General features: G+C 60.0%; 15 protein-coding genes. 8 read left to right on the top strand and 7 right to left on the bottom strand.

All coding sequences use genetic code 11. The features are described 5' to 3' along the window. Nucleotides 1-315 precede the first annotated feature (315 nt). The 6 genes from GH656_RS02105 to GH656_RS02080 all read left to right on the top strand — a co-directional run bounded on the left by GH656_RS02105 (nucleotide 316) and on the right by GH656_RS02080 (nucleotide 9,566). Nucleotides 316-2,433: a TonB-dependent siderophore receptor gene (locus GH656_RS02105; RefSeq protein ID WP_246184282.1), complete on the top strand. Its 2,118-nt coding sequence runs from the start codon at nucleotides 316-318 to the stop codon at nucleotides 2,431-2,433. 236 nt (nucleotides 2,434-2,669) lie between these two features. After that, entirely contained in the window at nucleotides 2,670-3,032 is a 363-nt protein-coding gene (locus GH656_RS02100) for a hypothetical protein (protein ID WP_153074371.1), read from the top strand. Nucleotides 3,033-3,125: 93 nt separating this feature from the next. Beyond that, nucleotides 3,126-4,439, top strand: coding sequence for a TolC family protein (locus tag GH656_RS02095; protein ID WP_153074370.1), 1,314 nt, complete (start codon nucleotides 3,126-3,128; stop codon nucleotides 4,437-4,439). Between the two features lie 11 nt (nucleotides 4,440-4,450). Further along, nucleotides 4,451-5,977, top strand: coding sequence for an efflux RND transporter periplasmic adaptor subunit (locus tag GH656_RS02090; protein WP_153074369.1), 1,527 nt, complete (start codon nucleotides 4,451-4,453; stop codon nucleotides 5,975-5,977). Next, nucleotides 5,974-9,162, top strand: coding sequence for an efflux RND transporter permease subunit (locus tag GH656_RS02085; protein ID WP_153074368.1), 3,189 nt, complete (start codon nucleotides 5,974-5,976; stop codon nucleotides 9,160-9,162). Before GH656_RS02090 ends, GH656_RS02085 begins: the two co-directional genes overlap by 4 nt. 14 nt (nucleotides 9,163-9,176) lie before the next feature. After that, nucleotides 9,177-9,566, top strand: a complete 390-nt coding sequence (locus GH656_RS02080) for a copper-binding protein (RefSeq protein WP_153074367.1) — start codon at nucleotides 9,177-9,179, stop codon at nucleotides 9,564-9,566. A gap of 91 nt (nucleotides 9,567-9,657) precedes the next feature. Here GH656_RS02080 and glmS read toward each other — a convergent pair whose 3' ends face one another. From glmS to GH656_RS02055, 5 genes are all read right to left on the bottom strand, one after another. Beyond that, nucleotides 9,658-11,475: a glutamine--fructose-6-phosphate transaminase (isomerizing) gene (glmS, locus tag GH656_RS02075; RefSeq protein ID WP_153074366.1), complete on the bottom strand. Its 1,818-nt coding sequence runs from the start codon at nucleotides 11,473-11,475 to the stop codon at nucleotides 9,658-9,660. A gap of 77 nt (nucleotides 11,476-11,552) precedes the next feature. Further along, on the bottom strand, nucleotides 11,553-12,920 hold the full coding sequence (glmU, locus tag GH656_RS02070; RefSeq protein WP_153074365.1) for a bifunctional UDP-N-acetylglucosamine diphosphorylase/glucosamine-1-phosphate N-acetyltransferase GlmU: 1,368 nt from the start codon (nucleotides 12,918-12,920) through the stop codon (nucleotides 11,553-11,555). A gap of 128 nt (nucleotides 12,921-13,048) precedes the next feature. Further along, a complete protein-coding gene (gene ttcA, locus GH656_RS02065; RefSeq protein WP_246184281.1) occupies nucleotides 13,049-14,035 on the bottom strand; it encodes a tRNA 2-thiocytidine(32) synthetase TtcA in 987 nt (328 codons plus the stop codon). A 66-nt stretch (nucleotides 14,036-14,101) separates the two neighbouring features. Next, complete coding sequence (locus tag GH656_RS02060) at nucleotides 14,102-14,497, bottom strand: dihydroneopterin aldolase (RefSeq protein WP_153074364.1); 396 nt, start codon at nucleotides 14,495-14,497, stop codon at nucleotides 14,102-14,104. Between the two features lie 75 nt (nucleotides 14,498-14,572). Next, nucleotides 14,573-15,421 carry an SDR family oxidoreductase gene (locus tag GH656_RS02055; RefSeq protein WP_153074363.1) on the bottom strand — a complete coding sequence of 283 codons (849 nt, stop codon included), beginning with the start codon at nucleotides 15,419-15,421 and terminating at the stop codon, nucleotides 14,573-14,575. A 13-nt stretch (nucleotides 15,422-15,434) separates the two neighbouring features. Here GH656_RS02055 and GH656_RS02050 point away from each other — a divergent pair, with 13 nt between their 5' ends. Both GH656_RS02050 and GH656_RS02045 read left to right on the top strand, forming a co-directional pair. Then, a complete protein-coding gene (locus GH656_RS02050) occupies nucleotides 15,435-16,649 on the top strand; it encodes a class I SAM-dependent methyltransferase (protein ID WP_153074362.1) in 1,215 nt (404 codons plus the stop codon). A gap of 22 nt (nucleotides 16,650-16,671) precedes the next feature. Beyond that, entirely contained in the window at nucleotides 16,672-16,866 is a 195-nt protein-coding gene (locus tag GH656_RS02045; protein ID WP_153076517.1) for a DUF2905 domain-containing protein, read from the top strand. A 66-nt stretch (nucleotides 16,867-16,932) separates the two neighbouring features. Here GH656_RS02045 and GH656_RS02040 read toward each other — a convergent pair whose 3' ends face one another. Both GH656_RS02040 and GH656_RS02035 read right to left on the bottom strand, forming a co-directional pair. Beyond that, nucleotides 16,933-18,198 (bottom strand): multifunctional CCA addition/repair protein, encoded by a 1,266-nt coding sequence (locus GH656_RS02040; RefSeq protein ID WP_153074361.1) that lies wholly within the window; start codon nucleotides 18,196-18,198, stop codon nucleotides 16,933-16,935. Next, entirely contained in the window at nucleotides 18,195-18,842 is a 648-nt protein-coding gene (locus GH656_RS02035; RefSeq protein ID WP_153074360.1) for a glutathione S-transferase family protein, read from the bottom strand. The genes GH656_RS02040 and GH656_RS02035 overlap by 4 nt, the downstream gene beginning before the upstream one ends. Between the last annotated feature and the right edge of the window lie 161 nt (nucleotides 18,843-19,003).

Raw genomic sequence — 19,003 nt, 5'->3', positions numbered from 1 at the left:
ATCTTATGCGTGAGGCGTGGGCCTCACAAGACTTCGGTGCGCGGCTGAAATCTTTCAGCTTTGCGCTGAAATTTGCCAAAGCCTTATCCAGAAAGGCTTTTATTATGCGACAAAATGCCGCATCAATTCATTTTACATATTTGCAACCTTTTGGCATCATTCGCACCCAGCCAAAATGGGAATCATTCTCATTTACAAATTAATGACGGGGAACGGATCAACACGATGAAAAATTCAATCCGGCGAGCAAAAAACAAGAACAACCCAGTTGGAAAAGCAGCACTACGGATACGGCCACTGCGCTTTGCTGCCTTGATGGCTTTCGTTGCAAGCCAGGCCGCTTTCGCCCAGCAAGATTCCGATGCGGCAGCCAGTGCCGAAACCACCCAGACCACACGAAAGTCAGCAAGCGAAAAAGTGCTGCCCGCCGTGACCATCAACAGCAGGAAAAACTCGAACGCACCGCTTGAACAAGACGTCAGCAGCGGCGCGCTGGGCACTCGCTCACAACTCGATACGCCGTTTTCCACGACCATCGTCACCGGCGAGCAACTCGCGGATCGCCAGGCCAGCAAACTCGGCGATGTGTTTTTCCGCGATGCGTCCGCCTCGGATAACAGCAACCCGTACAACGCGTGGGCCAGCTACGTCACCGTGCGCGGCATGCAGCTCGACTGGCAAAACGGCTTCAAGATCGACGGTCAGCCGTACAACGGCTACGGCATCACGATGCCCTACGAACAGCTTGAACGAGTTGAACTGCTGAAAGGCCTTTCAGGCTTTATGTATGGCTTCGGCGCGCCGGGTGGCGTGGTGAATTACGTGACACTCAAGCCGCCGGTTTCCAGCACACCTGTGCGCAGCATCGATGTTGGCTACCACTCAACCGGCATCTGGTCCGAGCATCTCGACCTCGGTGGCCGTGTCGGGCCCAACGACATGCTGGGCTATCGCTTCAATGCAACTCATGAGGAAGGCAAAACATATAACGACGGCAATGTCAGACGTAATTCGTTCTCCCTCGCCGCCGACCTGAAAATTACCCGCGACCTGAGCGCCACCTTCGGCGCGCTCTACCAGGAGCGCCATACAAGCGGAATTACAACCGCGCTTTCCGCTGCGCAGTACACCGGCACAGCGTTACCGGGACGCATTAGCGGTGGCAGCAGCACCATCGTCACGCCTGACCAGCACCTCAATACCAATCTGCAGGTTTACACCACCGGGCTGCGCTACAACCTGAACGACGACTGGAGCGTGAGCGGCACCTACAGCTTCAGCAAGAGCACACGCGACCGCAATGAAAGCACCTATTACCTGCTCGATAGCGCGGGCAACTACAACGACACGCGCTACGGGGGCAAGGAAGGCCATCAGTTCGGCACATGGCAGGTCATGGCAGAAGGCAACGTCAAGACCGGGCCCCTAAGTCATCAGATCGTGGTTGGTGGCGCTTACCAGACGCAGCACAACGATAACGGTGCGAACACGTTTTATAGCCAGATTGGCGTGGGCAACATTTACCAGGCGAATACCAACCGCTACGAGGGCAGTGGGTTTTATACCTACCGCAACAGTGATGTGACGCAAAAGGCCATCTTCGCCAGCGATACGATCCAGCTCACGCAGCGCTGGTCGGTGCTGGGGGGGCTGCGCTATACCAACTACGACCAGAAAGGCTATGCGCTAGACGGCACGACAACTTCGTCTTACTCGCAAAACGGCGTGCTGACGCCAACCGTCGCGCTGATGTTCAAGCTTGAGCCAACCACCACGCTATATGCCAGCTATGTCGAATCGCTGGAAGCAGGCACGGTGGTGGGCACCAGTTACGCCAATTCCGGTGAGCTGCTCAAACCGCTGCGCAGCAAACAGTACGAAATCGGTGTGAAAAGCGAACGTGAGCGCTGGAGTGCGAGTGCGGCGCTATTCAGGATCGAGCGTGGCTCGCAGTACGCGAATAGCGCCAACGTCTATGTGCAGGATGGGGAGTCGGTGTTCCAGGGGATCGAAGCCGGGACGGATTTTCGTCTGGGACGCGACTGGAGCATGGGCGGTGACTTGATGTGGATTGCCACGCAATACAAGCGCGGCTCAAGCAATAACGGCAACCGCGTCGCAGGAGCGCCCGGCTTTGTCGCGGCTGCGCATGTGAATTACGCCGTCGCCGCAGTGCCGGGACTGAAGCTCGGTGTAGATGCGAAATTCACTGGCAATACCTCGCTGAATCCTTCGGCCAGCCTGAATATTCCGGGGTATTTGTTGATGAATCTCGGTGCGACTTACTCAACCCGGATCGCGGGTCATGGCGTGACATTGCGCGCAGCGCTCGATAACGTGCTGAACCGGCGGTACTGGGAATTCCAGTACGCGGACTACATCGCGCCAGGCGAGCCGCGAACACTCTCTCTGAATGCCAAGGTGGAGTTTTAAGCGCTGAGGCGTCGCTCTATTTCGGCTTGCTTAGCTTTTTTTTGCACGGTTATATGGCATTCGCTTACTCGCCAATAGCACTAGAAAACTGCTGTAAAAAAGGCTTATTCCCTCCTACGGCAGGAAGGTCAAGAAGCAATCGTGAATTGTGTTCGAGTGTTGGTTGTGTGCTGCAACCAATGCAGACAAGCACTACGAAACATGGATAGAATGGCGCCTCAATCATCGTCTCAGCCATGAAATTTCTCCGGACCTTACTCCTCTTGTTGCTTTGCGCAGTGCTGCCCGTCAGTGGGCTGGCAGCTAGCGGGCTGACTGGAGAATGTCTGATGCCGATGAGCATGAATGCCGGTGATGACAACGCCATGTCGTCAGACATGCACAACTGCGAAACAACGCAATCCTCGCAGTCAGACAAAGCCAAAGGCTTCCTCTGCAAGCTCACCACGCAATGCCAGATCGGCAGCCTGTATCACCCCGTCGCCCCTACTAGCGTTTCCCGTCCCGCCGGGCTGTCCAGCCCAGTCGTGTTCCATTACGCGCAGTCGCTCTCCATCCGTACACCGGCCGGACTCTGGCGGCCGCCGCGCGCCCTCTAATTCCTCTGTGACAAGTTCACCGCGTTGGCGGTGAGAGTCGTCCTGCGTTCAGGACGTGGATTCCCTGTGGGAGTCCGCCGTTGGAGTTAGATCATGTCTTCATCTCTTGGCGCGTCGTCGACCCGGCGTGCACCACTGCACACACATGCGTTGTTTGCCGCACTCGCACTGTTTCTCGCCAGCATCGCGGCACACGCGCAATCAACTCCCATCACGCTTGAGGCTGCGCTCCAGTCCGCCACCGAGCACTCATCGGCGATAGGTGCCGCACAGGCATCGGTGCGCGCCAGTTCAGAAGCAGCCGTGCGGGCTGGCCAGTTGCCCGATCCCATGCTGAAGGCTGGCGTGGACAACCTGCCCGTGAACGGAGCGAAACGGTTCACCATCGGCCAGGACTTTATGACGATGCGCCATATCGGCATCGGCCAGGAATGGGTTTCTGGCACCAAACGCCGGCTCCGGTCCGCGCTGGCGAATGAGGTCGTGGACCGCGAGCGGGCCAGCTACCTGGTTCAACTGACAAGGACACGCCAGCAAACAGCCACGACGTGGCTAAACGCGATCTATGCGAAGCGGGCGCTCTCGTTGCAGCGCGAACTCATCGACCACATGACGCACGAGCTGGAAGCAACCAAGGCCTCTTACCGAGGTGCACGAGCAACAGCAGACGATGTTGTGCAAGCCCAGGCGATGCTGGCACAGACTCAGGACCAGTTACTGAAAGCCCAGCAGACCTATCAGAACACCCTAATCAACCTGGCGCGCTGGACGGCAACGCCCGTTTCCGATGTCGCCGGTGAGCCGCCAGCACCGCAATCTGACGTTGCATCGCTGCCGCCTGAAGCCCTGCGCGAGGTCCAGCCCGTGCTGATCGCGGCCTCACGAGAGATTGCGCTAGCCGACGCCAGCACGGCCGTGGCCAATAGCGAGCGCAGCCCCAACTGGACGTGGGAGCTTGGCTACCAGCAGCGCGGCGGCCATTACTCGAACATGGTTTCGTTTGGCGTCAGCATTCCATTGCCAATCAATCGCAAGAACCGCCAGAACCGCGATGCCGCCGAAAAAGCAGAACTCGGCACCCGGGCGCGCCTGATGTACGAGGACGCACAACGTCAGGTGGATGCGGATCTCCGCACCCAGGCGGCAACGCTCGCCAATGGCCGGGAGCGCATCGAGAATCTGCGGCAATCCCTTCTCCCCGCCGCGAACCGGCGCACCCAGCTCACGAACGCCGCATACAAGGCAGGCACCGGCTCGCTGGCAGACAGCTTCGCCGCCAGACGCGCGCAACTCGATGCTCAGCTTCAGGTACTGGAACTACAGCGCGACGTTTCCCAGACTTGGGCTCAGATCGAGTACCAGGTGGTGCCCGCTGCGATGCCAGCTGCCACGCTCGTTAGCCAGTAAAGGAGAACCTCATGCAAAAGAAACCACTGGCACGTGCGGTCTTGATGACATTTGCCGCCGCTGCGTTAATCGGAATCGGCTACTTCAGCGGCACGCATCGTTCTGCGGAAAGTAGCCCGCCGACGGCTTTAGCCTCTAGCGACAGCAGCAACAACGACAACGGCAAAACCGATCCGAAGACAGGGCGAAAAGTGCTGTATTGGCACGACCCAATGGTGCCGCAGCAGCATTTCGACAAGCCGGGCAAATCGCCCTTCATGAACATGCCATTAGAGCCGGTCTACGCTGACGAGGGCAGCGCGAACGGCATCAAGATCGACCCAGGATTGCAGCAGAACCTGGGCATCCGCTACGCCAAAGTCCGTCGCACAGAAATCGCAGAAGGCTTCGACGCGGTCGGTACGACGCAGTTCGATGAATCGAAAGCAGACGTCGTTCAGTCACGCGTCACCGGTTACATCGAGCGCCTTTACACCCGTGCGCCAATGCAGAACGTCAAACGAGGCGAGCCGATTGCATCGCTATTTGTGCCTGACTGGCTCGCACCGCAGGAAGAATATCTGGCGCTAAAACGGAGCGGCATGGATAGCGCCATGCTTGCAGCGTCACGCGCACGCATGCGGGCACTGTCGATTCCGAGCGGGGTGATTGCCAGTCTCGATCGCACCGGCAAAGCGCAAACGCACATCACGCTCTCTGCGCCAGAAACCGGCGTGCTGACTGAACTGAACGTGCGTGATGGTGCGATGGTTTCGCCCGGGCAAACACTAGCGAAAATTTCCGGGCTCAGCAGGCTGTGGCTCGTCGTTGAAATCCCGGAAGCCATGGTGCTTCAGGTTCGTCCAGGCATGAGTGTCGATGCGGTGTTCTCCGCTGATCCGGAACAGCATTTCAGCGGGCATATCCGCGAAATTTTGCCGGGCATCAGCACCAGTAGCCGCACGCTGCAGGCAAGGCTTGAGATCGACAATGCCGACCTCAAGCTAACGCCTGGAATGCTGATGCGTGCGCGCATCGGTGCCGCGAAAAAGATCCAGCGCTTGATGGTTCCGTCTGAAGCCGTCATCACGACAGGCAAGCGCTCATTGGTGATCGTCAGGAATCCGGATGGACGCTTGCAGCCTGTCGCCGTCACTATCGGCAATGAGACTGGCGACGACACCGAAATCAGAAGCGGCCTGACCGAAGGCCAGCAAGTTGTTGCCTCCGGGCAGTTCCTGATCGACTCGGAAGCGAGCCTGAAATCCGTTCTGCCAAAGCTCGAAGGTCATCCCTCCGCAGGTGCCAGCACACCAACTGCTGCCCCCCAGACCTACGACACCACCGGGAAGGTCGAACAGGTCACCGCCACTGACATCACGTTTTCACATCAACCCGTTGCCGCGCTGGGCTGGGGTGCGATGACGATGACCTTCGGCAAGCCATCGCCAACGGCATTTCCAGACGTGAAGCCGGGTCAAACCGTGCATTTTTTCTTCGTGCAATCCGATGACGGTTACCAGTTGAGCAAGATCGAACCCACCGGAGGCGCCCAATGATCGCGCGTCTTATCAGGTGGTCTATCCACAACCGCTTTCTGGTGCTGCTCGCAACCTTGCTGGTGACGGCGTGGGGTATCTATTCGCTCGCGCGCACACCGCTTGATGCGCTGCCCGATCTGTCCGACACGCAAGTCATCATCAAAGCGTCGTACCCAGGCAAAGCACCGCAAGTCGTCGAAGACCAGGTGACCTATCCCCTCACGACGACACTGCTGGGGGTGCCGGGGGCGAAAACCATCCGCGCCTATTCATCGTTTGGTGATGCGTTCGTTTACGTGCTGTTCGACGACAAAACTGACCAGTACTGGGCGCGCTCACGCGTGCTCGAATATCTGAACCAGGTGCAAAGCCGCTTGCCCTCAGGTGCAACCGTTGCGCTAGGCCCAGATGCAACGGGAGTCGGTTGGGTCTACGAATATGCGCTGATCGACAAAACCGGGCAGAACGATCCTGGGCAACTTCGGGCATTAAACGACTGGTTTCTGAAGTTCGAACTGAAGGCCGTGCCGGACGTATCCGAAGTCGCCTCCATCGGCGGCATGGTGCGCCAGTATCAGGTGGTGCTCGACCCAGACAAGCTGCGCGCGTATGGCATCACGCAAGCCGTAGTGGCCGCTGCGCTCAGCAAGGCGAACCAGGAATCCGGCGGTGCGGTGGTCGAAATAGCCGAAGCGGAATACATGGTCCGTTCGTCTGGTTACCTGCGCACGCTCGATGATTTTCGCCAGGTCGTGCTGCGCACCAACGATGCCGGTACACCCGTGCTGCTAGGAGATGTCGCGCGGATTCAGATTGGACCCGAAATGCGGCGCGGCATCGCCGAGCTGAATGGGCAAGGTGAAGTCACAGGCGGGGTCATCGTCATGCGCTCCGGCAAAAACGCGCTGACCACCATCAAAGCGGTGAAGGCAAAACTGGCCGACCTGAAGCGCTCATTGCCAACCGGTGTCGAGGTCGTAACGACCTACGACCGCTCCCAGCTCATTGAGCGCGCAGTGGACAACCTCACGCACAAGCTGCTTGAGGAATTCATCATCGTCGGGCTGGTCTGCGCGGTGTTCCTGTTCCATTTGCGCAGCGCGCTGGTGGCGATTCTGTCACTGCCGCTCGGCGTGCTGAGCGCCTTTATCGTCATGCGCTACCAAGGGGTGAACGCAAACCTGATGTCTCTGGGAGGGATTGCGATTGCGATTGGCGCGATGATCGACGCGGCCATCGTGATGATCGAGAACGCTCACAAACATCTCGAAGCGCACGAACACGCGCATCCTGGCCAACCCATCACGACGGCCAAGCGGTGGGAGCTCATTGCCACCGCTTCCGCAGAAGTCGGTCCAGCGCTGTTTTTCTCGCTGCTCATCATCACGCTATCGTTCATCCCGGTGTTCTCGCTTGAAGGACAGGAGGGCAAACTATTTTCGCCACTGGCCTTCACCAAGACTTACACCATCGCTGCCGCAGCCGGATTGTCGATAACCCTGGTGCCGGTATTGATGGGATATCTGATTCGTGGCCGCATTCCGCCTGAGCACGCCAACCCGATCAATCGCGTGCTGATCCGGCTGTACCGACCATTGCTGGAAGCAACCCTGCGACGACCATGGGTTGCCATTGGTGTGGCCGTGGTAGCGCTAGCCGCCTCAGCGATTCCGCTATCGCAGCTCGGCGGCGAATTCATGCCACCGCTCGATGAAGGCGATCTGCTGTATATGCCGACAGCACTCCCGGGAATTTCCGCCGAAAAAGCCGGTGAACTTCTGCAGCAAACCGACCGGCTCATCAAGACCGTTCCCGAAGTCGCCACCGTTTTCGGCAAGTCTGGACGCGCGGACACGGCAACCGATCCCGCACCGCTCGAAATGTTTGAGACCACGATTCAGTTCAAGCCACGCAGCCAGTGGCGGCCTGGCATGACGCCAGAAAAACTGATCGAAGAACTAGACCGGAGCGTCAAAGTGCCAGGGCTATCGAACGTGTGGGTACCGCCGATCCGCAATCGGCTGGACATGCTCTCCACCGGCATCAAGACACCCGTCGGCGTCAAGATTTCGGGCAGCAGCCTCGCGCAGATCGACCAGATTGCGGCGCAAGTCGAGGCCGCAGTCAAACAGGTGCCAGGTGTCACCTCCGCGCTAGCCGAACGCTTGAACGGTGGCCGCTACATCGACATCGACCTCGACCGGCAAGCAGCAGCGCGCTACGGACTCTCCATCAATGACATCCAGTCCGTCATCGCTTCGGCCGTCGGTGGAGAAAATGTTGGCGAAGTGATTGCTGGCCGCGAGCGCTTCCCCATCAACCTGCGCTATCCACGCGAAAGCAGGGATTCGCTAGAAAAGCTACGCCAGTTGCCGATCGTCACGGAACGTGGCGCACAGATCCAGCTCGGTGACGTCACCCAGATCACGATCGCTGACGGCCCACCGATGATCCGCAGTGAGAACGCCCGGCTCTCCGGCTACGTCTATGTCGATATCCGCGATACCGATCTGCAATCCGCAGTCAAAGCCATGCAGCACGCAGTGGCGCAAAAGGTGGCGCTGCCACCGGGCTATTCCATCGCCTGGTCCGGCCAGTTCGAGTACCTCGAACGTGCCGCGGCAACGTTGCGCACCGTCATCCCCGTGACGCTTATCGTCATCTTCGTGCTGCTCTTTCTGACCTTCAACTCCGCAGCCGATGCGCTGTTGCTGATGTCAACCGTGCCCTTTGCACTGGTTGGCGGATTCTGGCTGATCTGGGTTCTGGGACATGCCGTGTCGGTCGCCACCTCAGTTGGGTTTATCGCGCTCGCAGGTGTTGCTGCTGAGTTCGGGGTGGTGATGCTGCTCTACCTGAAAGAAGCGCTCCAACGCCGGCTGAAGGAAGGCGAAGCGCTAACCGAGGCGATGCTGTTCGACGCGATTCGTGAGGGCGCGGTGCTGCGCGTGCGGCCGAAAGCCATGACCGTTGCCGTCGTGCTGGCGGGACTCATCCCCATCATGATCGGCCACGGTGCAGGCTCGGAAGTCATGCAGCGCATTGCTGCCCCGATGGTAGGCGGCATGGTCACCGCTCCACTGCTTTCCATGCTCGTCATCCCCGCCGCGTGGCTTCTGTTGCAACGCCGCCGCATACGCAAGATGAATCAAATGCAGCCCCCCCAAGCAGTACCGTCCGGCACGAACGTGCCATCTACTTAAACTGGAGAAAACTGATGAAAAAATTCATCGTGATGTCTGTCGTTTTGGGTTCGATTGTTGCTACGCCCGCATTTGCTAGCGGTGATATGAACAACATGGGCGGTATGCATGACATGGAAGGCATGAGCATGCCTATGTCATCGGCTTCGGCGGCGAAGAAACCATCGCATGCGGCTCACATGCCGCTCGCTGATGCGGAGATCAAGAAGGTGGATGTGGCAAACGGCATGCTCACGCTAAAGCACGGTGCGCTGGAAAACGTCGGAATGCCGCCTATGACGATGGCGTTCAAGGTAAAAAGCGCCGCGATGCTCAAACAGGTTCATGAGGGCGACAAGGTCAAGGTCCGTGTTGATAACGTCAACGGCACCTTGACGATTGTGAAGCTGGAGAGAGTGGTTTGATGCGGCTTTGAGGTGGTGCTTGCAGGCTCGCGGGGGGGCGGGCCTGTTTTTTTTGGGGTGTGGGTTTTGGTTGGGTATCAATCCGGCCCCCTTACTCCACCGTCACCGATTTCGCCAGATTCCTCGGCTTATCCACATCCGTTCCTCTAGCGCAAGCCGTGTGATACGCCAGCAACTGCAATGGCACCACATGCAGGATGGGTGACAACGGCCCGTAATGCTCAGGCATCCGTATCACATGCAGCCCTTCATCATTCACGATCCGGGTATCTGAATCTGCAAACACATAGAGCTGCCCGCCACGCGCACGCACTTCCTGGATATTCGATTTCAATTTTTCCAGCAGCGCGTCATTTGGCGCAATCGTCACCACCGGCATCGCTTCTGTCACCAGTGCCAGCGGTCCATGCTTGAGCTCCCCAGCGGGATACGCCTCGGCATGGATGTAGGAAATCTCCTTTAGCTTTAACGCTCCTTCCAATGCAATCGGATAGTGCAGCCCGCGCCCCAGAAACAACGCGTGCTCTTTGCGCGAGAACTCTTCCGCCCACGCAATGATCTGCGGTTCCAGCGCCAGCACACTGTTCAATGCGGCAGGCAAATGCCGTAACTGGCGGATATGCTCGGCTTCCTGTTCCGCACTTACGTGCCCGCGCAATTTGCCTAGCGTCATCGCCAGCACAAACAGTGCCACCAGTTGAGTCGTGAAGGCCTTCGTCGATGCCACGCCAATCTCTAGTCCGGCATGCGTCAAAAACGCTAATTCGGTCTGCCGCACCATCGCGCTGCTGCCAACGTTGCACACCGCAAGCGTGTGACGGTGCCCAAGCGTTTGCGCATGTTTAAGCGCGGCGAGTGTGTCGGCGGTTTCGCCTGACTGCGAGATCACCACCACCAGCGCGTTTGGATTGGGCACGGATTCTCGATAACGGTATTCGCTCGCTATCTCGACCTGGGTCGGGATCTTCGCTATCGACTCAAGCCAGTATTTCGCTGTCAGTCCGGCGTAGTAACTGGTCCCGCAAGCCAGTATCAGCAGGCTGTCGATGCCAGCAAATACCTCGGCTGCGCCTGCGCCAAATAGCGAGGCGTCGTAGGCATCGGCTGGGGGAATCGTGTCGGTAATCGCACGTGGCTGCTCAAAGATTTCTTTCTGCATGAAGTGCCGGTACGGCCCGAGCTCAACCGCGCCGCCATAGGCCGCCACCTGCCGGACTTCGCGCGGGACTTCGTTGCCGTTCCGGTCAGCAATGCGGACCTGCTCTAGCGTTAGTTCGCAGACGTCGCCTTCTTCGAGAAAAATAAAGCGCTCGGTGCTGCCTGCCAGCGCCAGCGCATCGGAGGCCAGAAAGTTCTCGTTCTCGCCCAGGCCCACCACCAGCGGTGAGCCTTGACGCGCGCCGACTACCGTATGAGGCTGGTCTTTGTGCAACACGGCGATCGCATATGCGCCGTGCAGTTGCTGCACGGCTTCACGCACGGTAGCGAAGAGGTCGCCGCGATACAGGCTGTGTATCAGGTGGGCGATCACTTCGGTGTCGGTCTGCGAAACGAACGTATAGCCCTTGCCGCGCAGCATCTCGCGCAGTGTTTCGTAGTTTTCGATGATGCCGTTGTGTACCAGCGCCAGCGCATCGCGCGAAAAAATCGGATGCGCGTTGTCGGTCACGGGTGCGCCATGCGTGGCCCAGCGGGTGTGGGCAATGCCGCTGACGCCGCTCAGGTGCGTCTCTTGCACCTGTTGCTCCAGATCAGCCACACGCGCCACGCTGCGGGCGCGCTGCGGTTTGCCATCGACCAGCACGGCGACGCCGCACGAATCGTAGCCCCGGTATTCGAGGCGTTTAAGGCCCTCAACCAGGACGGGAACGATATTCCGCTGCGCAACCGCGCCGACAATGCCGCACATAAATTCGTGATCCTTCGCAAAAGCTGGAGAACAGGGAGAGGTAGAGCAACGCAGGCGGCGTGCCTGCGTTGAGTTTTTCAGCGTTTGGGTTTGTTTTTCACCGGGCGCACGTAGCCGGTCTTGCTAATCTGGGTTTTGCCATTCAACACCAGTGCGTGGTCGTCGACGTCTTTCCAGACGGTGGTGCCTGCTGCAATCGTCACGTTACGGCCGATATGCACCGGTGCCACAAGCTGGGTGTCCGAGCCGACGAAAACATCATCGCCGATCACCGTGCGGTGTTTGTTCGCGCCGTCGTAATTGCAGGTGATGGTGCCCGCGCCAAGATTCACACGCGCGCCAATATCGGCGTCGCCGATATACGTCAGGTGATTGGCTTTCGTACCGTGGCCCAGCACGGCATTTTTCACTTCGACAAAATTGCCGATGTGGGTTTCGTCCTGGAGCGTGGTGCCTGGCCGGAGTCGTGCGTAAGGTCCGAGCACGGCGTTGATGCCAACCTGAGCGCCGTCAATATGAGTGAACGCGTCGACACGTGTGCCCGCGCCTATCGTCGCGTCGCGGATCACGCAGTTGGGCCCGATGGTTACGTCGTCACCAAGGCTCACCTCGCCTTCGAACACGCAATTCACGTCAATCGAAACATCGGTGCCGCAATGCAGCGTGCCGCGCACATCGAAACGCGCTGGGTCGGCCAGCGTGACGCCGGCGGCGAGCAACGCGCCGGCTGCGCGCCGCTGGTAGATCCGTTCGAGTTGCACCAGTTGCTGCTTGCTGTTGACGCCGAGGGTTTCCCATTCGTCGTCGGGCTGGGCGGATACGACCTCGAAACCCGCAGCGCTGGCGGACTCAACCACATCGGTCAGGTAGAACTCGCCCTGGGCGTTGTCGTTTTTGAGCGAGGCAAGCCACATCGCCAGTTGTGCGGTTGGTGCCACAGCGATGCCGGTGTTGATTTCCGCGATATGGCGCTGTTCAGCGGTGGCGTCTTTTTCTTCAACGATAGACACCACGCTGCCGGTTGGATCGCGCACGATCCGGCCATAGCCGGAAGGGTCGTCTAGCGTCACGGTGAGCACGCCGTAGCAGCCTTCGGCGGCACTATCGGTCAGACGTTTGAGGGTGCTGGCGCGCGTAAGCGGAACGTCGCCATACAGCACGAGTGTGGGTAACGCGGCGTCGAGAAGGGGCAAAGCCTGTTGCACGGCGTGCCCAGTGCCGCGCTGTTCGCTTTGCAGCGCGAACTGCACGTCGGGTGCGGATACCGCATCGCGTACCGCTTGCGCGCCGTGGCCGACAACCACGACGAGGCGCGCTGGATTCAGCGCGCGGGCGGTATCAAGAACGTGTGCGAGGAGTGGCCGGCCAGCCAGGGGATGGAGCACCTTGGGCAACGCGGAGCGCATGCGCTTGCCGGTGCCTGCCGCCAAAATCACGATGTTCATGGCAGTGGCGTAAAGCCGAGTTTGGAGCCGCCGATTCTAGCATGCAAGCGGCATGGGACGGGCCTCGCAGCGAGGCTGGATAGGGCCGGAAAGCCCCGAAAACAGGGGGTTTTCCGGCTCGCGAAAAGTTACAGATCGTCGAATGAAACGATTGAAATCGGCCGAGTGCCGCTTGCCATGCCAGGAATGTCGGCGGTACTGGAGCAAGGATCTTCGTCAAAGCCGATATCGCCATCCGGATCAGCCTGACCGGTGGCCTCCAGCGCGGCAAAGGGAAACAATGCCGCATCCATCAAATGCGACGGCACGACCTTCGAGAGCGCATTGAACATGTTCTCGACGCGGCCCGGAAAACGCTTTTCCCAGTCACGGATCAACGCTTTCATTTCGGCCCGTTTCAGATTGGGCTGGCTGCCGCACAGATTGCACGGAATGATCGGAAATTCACGCAGCTCAGCGTATTTTTCCAGGTCGGTTTCTTTCACGTAGGCCAGTGGGCGAATCACGATGTTCTTGCCGTCATCGGATTGCAGCTTGGGTGGCATGCCTTTGAGCTTGCCGCCGTAAAACAGGTTCAGCAGCAGCGTCTGCAGGATGTCATCACGGTGGTGGCCCAGCGCGATCCGGGTCGCGCCGAGTTCGCCCGCGACGCGGTACAGGATGCCGCGACGCAAGCGCGAGCAAAGCGAGCACGTGGTTTTGCCTTCCGGCACCAGGCGCTTGACGATGCTGTAGGTGTCCTGGTTCTCGATATGAAATGGAATCTCAAGCTGCTGCAGATACTCGGGCAGGATGTGCTCCGGAAAACCGGGCTGCTTCTGGTCGAGGTTGACGGCGACGATATCGAAGTTGATCGGGGCGCGCTCGCGCAGACGCAGCAAGATATCGAGCATCGCGTAACTGTCTTTGCCGCCAGACAGGCACACCATCACCTTGTCGCCTTCGCCAATCATGTTGTAGTCGCCAATGGCCTGGCCCACCTGGCGTGTCAGGCGCTTGAACAGCTTGTTGTTCTCGTAGGCGGTTTTTTGTTCGCGGCGCGTCAGCGCGACCTTGCGGCCAGGCGCGTCATCCAGCCCGGCAGGTGCAGCAGGCGCAACAGATGCGACAGGCATCGCAGGCATAGCGGACGGGTTGCTGTCGGCCGATTGAGCGATAGATGATTCCAGGGTCGTCATGGCTCAGTCCTCCTTGAGACGAAACACTTCGACGCCAACCCCATCGCAATCGGGGTACACGTCCGGTTTTTCAGTTGAAACACGCGCCGCGCGAACTTGCGGATGCGCCAGCATGGTTTTCACGAGGTCATCGCACAAGGTTTCCTGCAGATGAATATGGCCTTGCGCAACCCGGCGCGCGATGGTCGAGCGCATGAAGTCATAATCGACCACTTCACTCAGTTGATCTTCGACAGGTGTCGAAAGCGCCAGCGGCACGAACAGCTCAACGTTGATCACTACCCGCTGCTCGCCGCGCTTCTCGAATTCATGCACGCCAATATTGATGCGCACCTCGTAGTTACGCAGAAACAGCCTGCGGCAAGCGGCAAGCTGGGGGTACGGCAAAGCAGCAAACATGATGGTTCCAGTCGAAAAAATGCGGGCCTGCAAGAAAGACGCGATAGCAACAACGTCAGGAAGTGACGCGTGCGCTCAGGCACCCGTCAGAAACATCACATCACGCTCCAGTGGCACCAGATGCTGGCCACCGTCTACCACCAGGGTGGTGCCAGTCACGCCGCTGGCATCGGCCAGATATAGCGCGGCGGCTACCAGATCAGCCGGGCGCGACGCGCGTCCGAGCGGTGCCGTGCGGTGCGCGGCAGCAAAGCCCGCCGCAGTTTGCTCGCCCGAAGGCAAGGTCAGCCCGGGGGCCAGGCCCACCACACGCACTTTCGGTGCCAACGCCTGCGCCAGTGCGACGGTGGCGCTCTGAAGCGCCGCCTTCGACAGCGTGTACGACAGATAGTCGGGATTCATGTTGAAAAGCTTCTGGTCCAGCAGATTCAGCACGACACCGCGCTGGGTTTCATCCGTGATGGCAGCATCGGGCGTGGCGTCGAACAGCGCGCGCGCCAGTACCAGCGGTGCGGCCAGATTGATCGCCATGAGCCTGAGCAGTTGCTCGTAACCCACGTCCAACGCCGTGTCTTCGGCAAAACGGGACGCATTATTGACCACGCACGACGGCCGGCCAAGCGCGGCGATGCAATCGGGCACCAGCCGTGCGACTTCGTCTTCACGGGCCAGATCGGCTTGCAGCGCCACCGCGCGGCGGCCAGAGGCGATGATCTGCGCCACCAGCGCCTCAGCCTCGGCGCGCGACGTGCCGAAATGCACCGCCACGTCCCAGCCTGCTGCGGCAAAGCCCAGCGCCAACGCCTGGCCAATACGCCGCGCCGCGCCGGTGATCAGTACGATGCGGGCGGCGGCGGGCTTGGCGGCGGGCTGTTCAGGGCGGGCGGAAACCGTTTCTGGAGGGCGGGCGGGAGAAAGGCTCATTTACAATGCGCGGATGAATCCGAAAGAACACCAACCGGGTAGTTTACCCGCTCCCGGGCCTGAAGCACTGGCGCAGTCGGACGCGCTGCTGCAACAGATCCGCCAGCTCATCACTAGCGCCGGTGGCTGGCTGCCGTTTGAACGCTATATGGAACAGGTGCTGTACGCGCCAGGACTGGGTTATTACAGCGGCGGCTCCATCAAGTTCGGCCGGCGTGGCGACGATGGCAGCGACTTCGTCACCGCGCCCGAACTCTCGCCGCTCTTTGCCACGACGCTAGCGCGCCCGGTCGCTCAAGCGCTGGCGCAAAGCGGCACGCGCGATCTCATGGAATTTGGCGCAGGCACAGGCCAGTTAGCCGCAGGTTTGATAAATGCGCTGGCCCATAACGCGGCAGCGGCGGATTCCTCCCCTCTCCCCTTCGATACCTATTCGATCATCGATCTCTCGGGTGAACTGCGCGAGCGTCAACGCGCCACGCTTGAAGCGCAGGCACCCGCGCTCGCGGCCCGAGTGCGCTGGCTCGATACGTTGCCAGAGCAGTTCGAAGGCGTCGTGCTAGGCAATGAAGTGCTCGACGCGATGCCGGTCCGGCTCTTTGCCCAAGCCAATGGCATCTGGCACGAACGCGGAGTGGCGCTGGCTGAAGATGGCGCACTGCACTTTTCGGACCGCCCGCTCACTGCGCCAGACCCTGCTGCGGCGCTGCTCGCCAGCATCGAAACCGATGGCACTTATCTGACCGAAACCCATGAAGCCGCGCTGGCCTTTACTCGCACCGTTTGCACGATGCTCAAGCGGGGTGCGGCGTTCTTTATTGACTATGGTTTTCCACAGCACGAGTACTACCACCCGCAACGCGAGCAAGGCACGCTGATGTGCCATTACCGCCATCGGGCGCATGGCGATCCGTTTCTCTATCCCGGCTTGCAGGATCTGACGGCGCATGTCGAATTCACCGGCATCGCACTGGCGGGCACCGAGGCCGGTGCCGATCTGCTGGGCTACACCTCGCAAGCGCGCTTTCTGCTCAACGCGGGCATCACCGACGCGCTTGCTGCGCTTGATCCTACCGACACCGCCCGGTTTTTACCCGCAGCCAACGCCGTGCAAAAGCTGCTGTCGGAAGCGGAGATGGGTGAGCTATTCAAGGTCATCGCGTTTTCACGCGGCATCGACGGCACGCTAGATGCGTTCGCGCAGGGCGATCGCTCGCATACGCTATGACGTCAAACGCAAGGCTGGGCCGATGTTTCGCTGGTTATTAACCACGTTTATCGCCGTCGCGGTGCTCTCGGCCTGCTGGCCCTGGCTGCGCAAGATCGGCATTGGCCGGATGCCCGGCGATGTAACGCTGCGGTTATTTGGACGCGAATATCCGTTTCCGTTTATGTCCACGCTGCTGCTGTCGATGCTGTTGTCGTTCATCGCCCGGCTGCTTTAGTTTTTTATTTGTTGCCAGTGTTAGTTTCAGTTTCCGCTTCCGCTTTCGGCTAAAGCCACGCGGAATTTACGTCGCAGGCGGCTCGTCTGGCCTGGCTTCTTCGCCCAGCGCATCCGCAACCGCCTTGACCCGCGCCCGATGCACCGCCTCACGGATCAATTCCGGCCGCGCCGCAAAGGCTTGCGCCACGGCCCCCGCGTCCACACCGCGCGCGGCCACCAGCGCCACCCGCAAGCGCTCGGCCTGAGGATACTCACCCGTTTCAAATCCGAGCCGCCCGCGCGCATCCGCTTCGCAGGCCTGCAGCGCTTCAGCAAAGCGGGCGGGCTTGCGCAGCGCGTCACAACGCTCGAATAAACGCACCAGCCCTGCCGCACCCGTGCCCGCGACGCGATGAATATTGCCGTGCTCACGCGCTACCAGCAGCGCCAGATCACGGCACTCGTTCGGCACGCGCAAGCGCTCGCACATCGGTTTGAGCAGATCGACGCTGCGCGCTTCGTGGCCAATGTGGCGCGGCAGGATATCCGCTGGAGTCGTGGCCTTACCCAGATCGTGCGTCAGCGCGGCAAAGCGCACCGGCAACGCATAGCCGCGCGCCGCCGCGTGATCGATCACCATCATCACGTGCACACCGGTATCGACTTCCGGGTGATAGTCAGCGCGCTGCGGCACGCCAAACAGCGCATCGACTTCGGGCAGCACCCGCGCTAGCGCGCCGCACTCGCGCAGCACCGCGAACATCCGCGAAGGCTTTTTTTCCATCAGCCCACGCGAGACCTCTTGCCACACGCGCTCGGCCACGAGCGCATCCACCTCGCCTGCGGCCGTCATGCGCTGCATCAGCGCCATGGTTTCAGGGGCCACGCTGAAATCGTCAAAGCGCGCAGCAAACCGCGCCACACGCAAAATCCGCACCGGATCTTCGAGAAAGGCCTCGCCAACATGGCGAAACACCCGCGCCGCCAGATCGGCCTGACCGTGGAATGGATCAATCACCGGGCCAGTCAGCACACCATCCGGCCGAACCTCCCGGGCCATCGCATTCACCGTCAGATCGCGCCGCGCGAGATCTTCTTCGAGCGTCACGTCCGGTGCGTAAAAAAACTGGAAGCCGTGGTAGCCCGCTGCGGTCTTGCGTTCAGTGCGCGCCAACGCATATTCGGCGTGCGTCTGCGGATGCAAAAACACCGGAAAATCCTTGCCCACCGGCCGGTAGCCCTGCGCGACCATTTGCTCCGGCGTGGCGCCGACCACGACGTAATCCAGATCTTTCACCGGTACGCCCAGCAGCTCATCGCGGATCGCGCCACCTACGGCATAGATATTCATACGCCGATATCGTCGTGAGAAAGATGGTGCGACTCGCGTTGCGCATCGCTGATCCATGCGGCGACAGCGGGCAAGGCGGTAATCCGCCTGGCGTAAGCCGCAGCCGTGGCGGATAGCGCGGGCTGCCAGGTATTGAAGCGCATCACTACGGGTGCATACATCGCATCTGCAATTCCGAACTCACCGAATAGAAACGGGCCGCCATGTTCGTCAAGGCAGGCGCACCAGATCGCGTCGATACGGCTGATATCCGCCAGCGCGCCAGGCGTCGCGCCCTGCCCCGGAAACGCACCGCGAATATCCATCCACATATTGGCGCGCAGATCGGTGAAGCCTGAATGCATTTCAGCGCTAATGCTGCGCGCGTGGCCACGTTGCCGTGCATCGCGTGGCCACAGCGCATGCTGCGGGAAGCGTTCAGCAAGCGTTTCGGCAATCGCCAGCGAATCCCACACGTGCAGGCCGTCATCACCCAGCAGACACGGCACCCGGCCGGATGGCGAATACGCGAGGATGGCGTCTTTCGAATGCGCTTCATGCAGTTCGATGGGGATCTCTTCGAATGGCAGATCGAAGTGCTTGAACAGCAGCCATGCGCGCATCGACCAAGACGAATAGTTCTTGTCACCGATAACGAGTTTCATGATTGGCCTGTCAGGAGTCGGGGGAAAGTCAGGAGGGGGGCCGGAGATGCCGGGTCATCGCGTAGCGGGCTGGCACTTATGGCAAAACGTGCTGCGGGAAGAAACTTGAGACTGAAACGGTTTGAAGCATTTCATTTCGGCCCTGTAGCCACGCGCGGCGA

The organism is Paraburkholderia bonniea (assembly GCF_009455625.1).
GTDB lineage: Bacteria > Pseudomonadota > Gammaproteobacteria > Burkholderiales > Burkholderiaceae > Paraburkholderia > Paraburkholderia bonniea.
This window is presented reverse-complemented; position numbering and strand designations above follow the sequence as displayed.

Coding starts and splice junctions, on each gene's coding strand:
- GH656_RS02105 (WP_246184282.1), top strand. CDS start 316: ATGGCTTTCGTTGCAAGCCAGGCCGCTTTCGCCCAGCAAGATTCCGAT.
- GH656_RS02100 (WP_153074371.1), top strand. CDS start 2,670: ATGAAATTTCTCCGGACCTTACTCCTCTTGTTGCTTTGCGCAGTGCTG.
- GH656_RS02095 (WP_153074370.1), top strand. CDS start 3,126: ATGTCTTCATCTCTTGGCGCGTCGTCGACCCGGCGTGCACCACTGCAC.
- GH656_RS02090 (WP_153074369.1), top strand. CDS start 4,451: ATGCAAAAGAAACCACTGGCACGTGCGGTCTTGATGACATTTGCCGCC.
- GH656_RS02085 (WP_153074368.1), top strand. CDS start 5,974: ATGATCGCGCGTCTTATCAGGTGGTCTATCCACAACCGCTTTCTGGTG.
- GH656_RS02080 (WP_153074367.1), top strand. CDS start 9,177: ATGAAAAAATTCATCGTGATGTCTGTCGTTTTGGGTTCGATTGTTGCT.
- glmS (WP_153074366.1), bottom strand. CDS start 11,475: ATGTGCGGCATTGTCGGCGCGGTTGCGCAGCGGAATATCGTTCCCGTC.
- glmU (WP_153074365.1), bottom strand. CDS start 12,920: ATGAACATCGTGATTTTGGCGGCAGGCACCGGCAAGCGCATGCGCTCC.
- ttcA (WP_246184281.1), bottom strand. CDS start 14,035: ATGCCTGTCGCATCTGTTGCGCCTGCTGCACCTGCCGGGCTGGATGAC.
- GH656_RS02060 (WP_153074364.1), bottom strand. CDS start 14,497: ATGTTTGCTGCTTTGCCGTACCCCCAGCTTGCCGCTTGCCGCAGGCTG.
- GH656_RS02055 (WP_153074363.1), bottom strand. CDS start 15,421: ATGAGCCTTTCTCCCGCCCGCCCTCCAGAAACGGTTTCCGCCCGCCCT.
- GH656_RS02050 (WP_153074362.1), top strand. CDS start 15,435: ATGAATCCGAAAGAACACCAACCGGGTAGTTTACCCGCTCCCGGGCCT.
- GH656_RS02045 (WP_153076517.1), top strand. CDS start 16,672: ATGTTTCGCTGGTTATTAACCACGTTTATCGCCGTCGCGGTGCTCTCG.
- GH656_RS02040 (WP_153074361.1), bottom strand. CDS start 18,198: ATGAATATCTATGCCGTAGGTGGCGCGATCCGCGATGAGCTGCTGGGC.
- GH656_RS02035 (WP_153074360.1), bottom strand. CDS start 18,842: ATGAAACTCGTTATCGGTGACAAGAACTATTCGTCTTGGTCGATGCGC.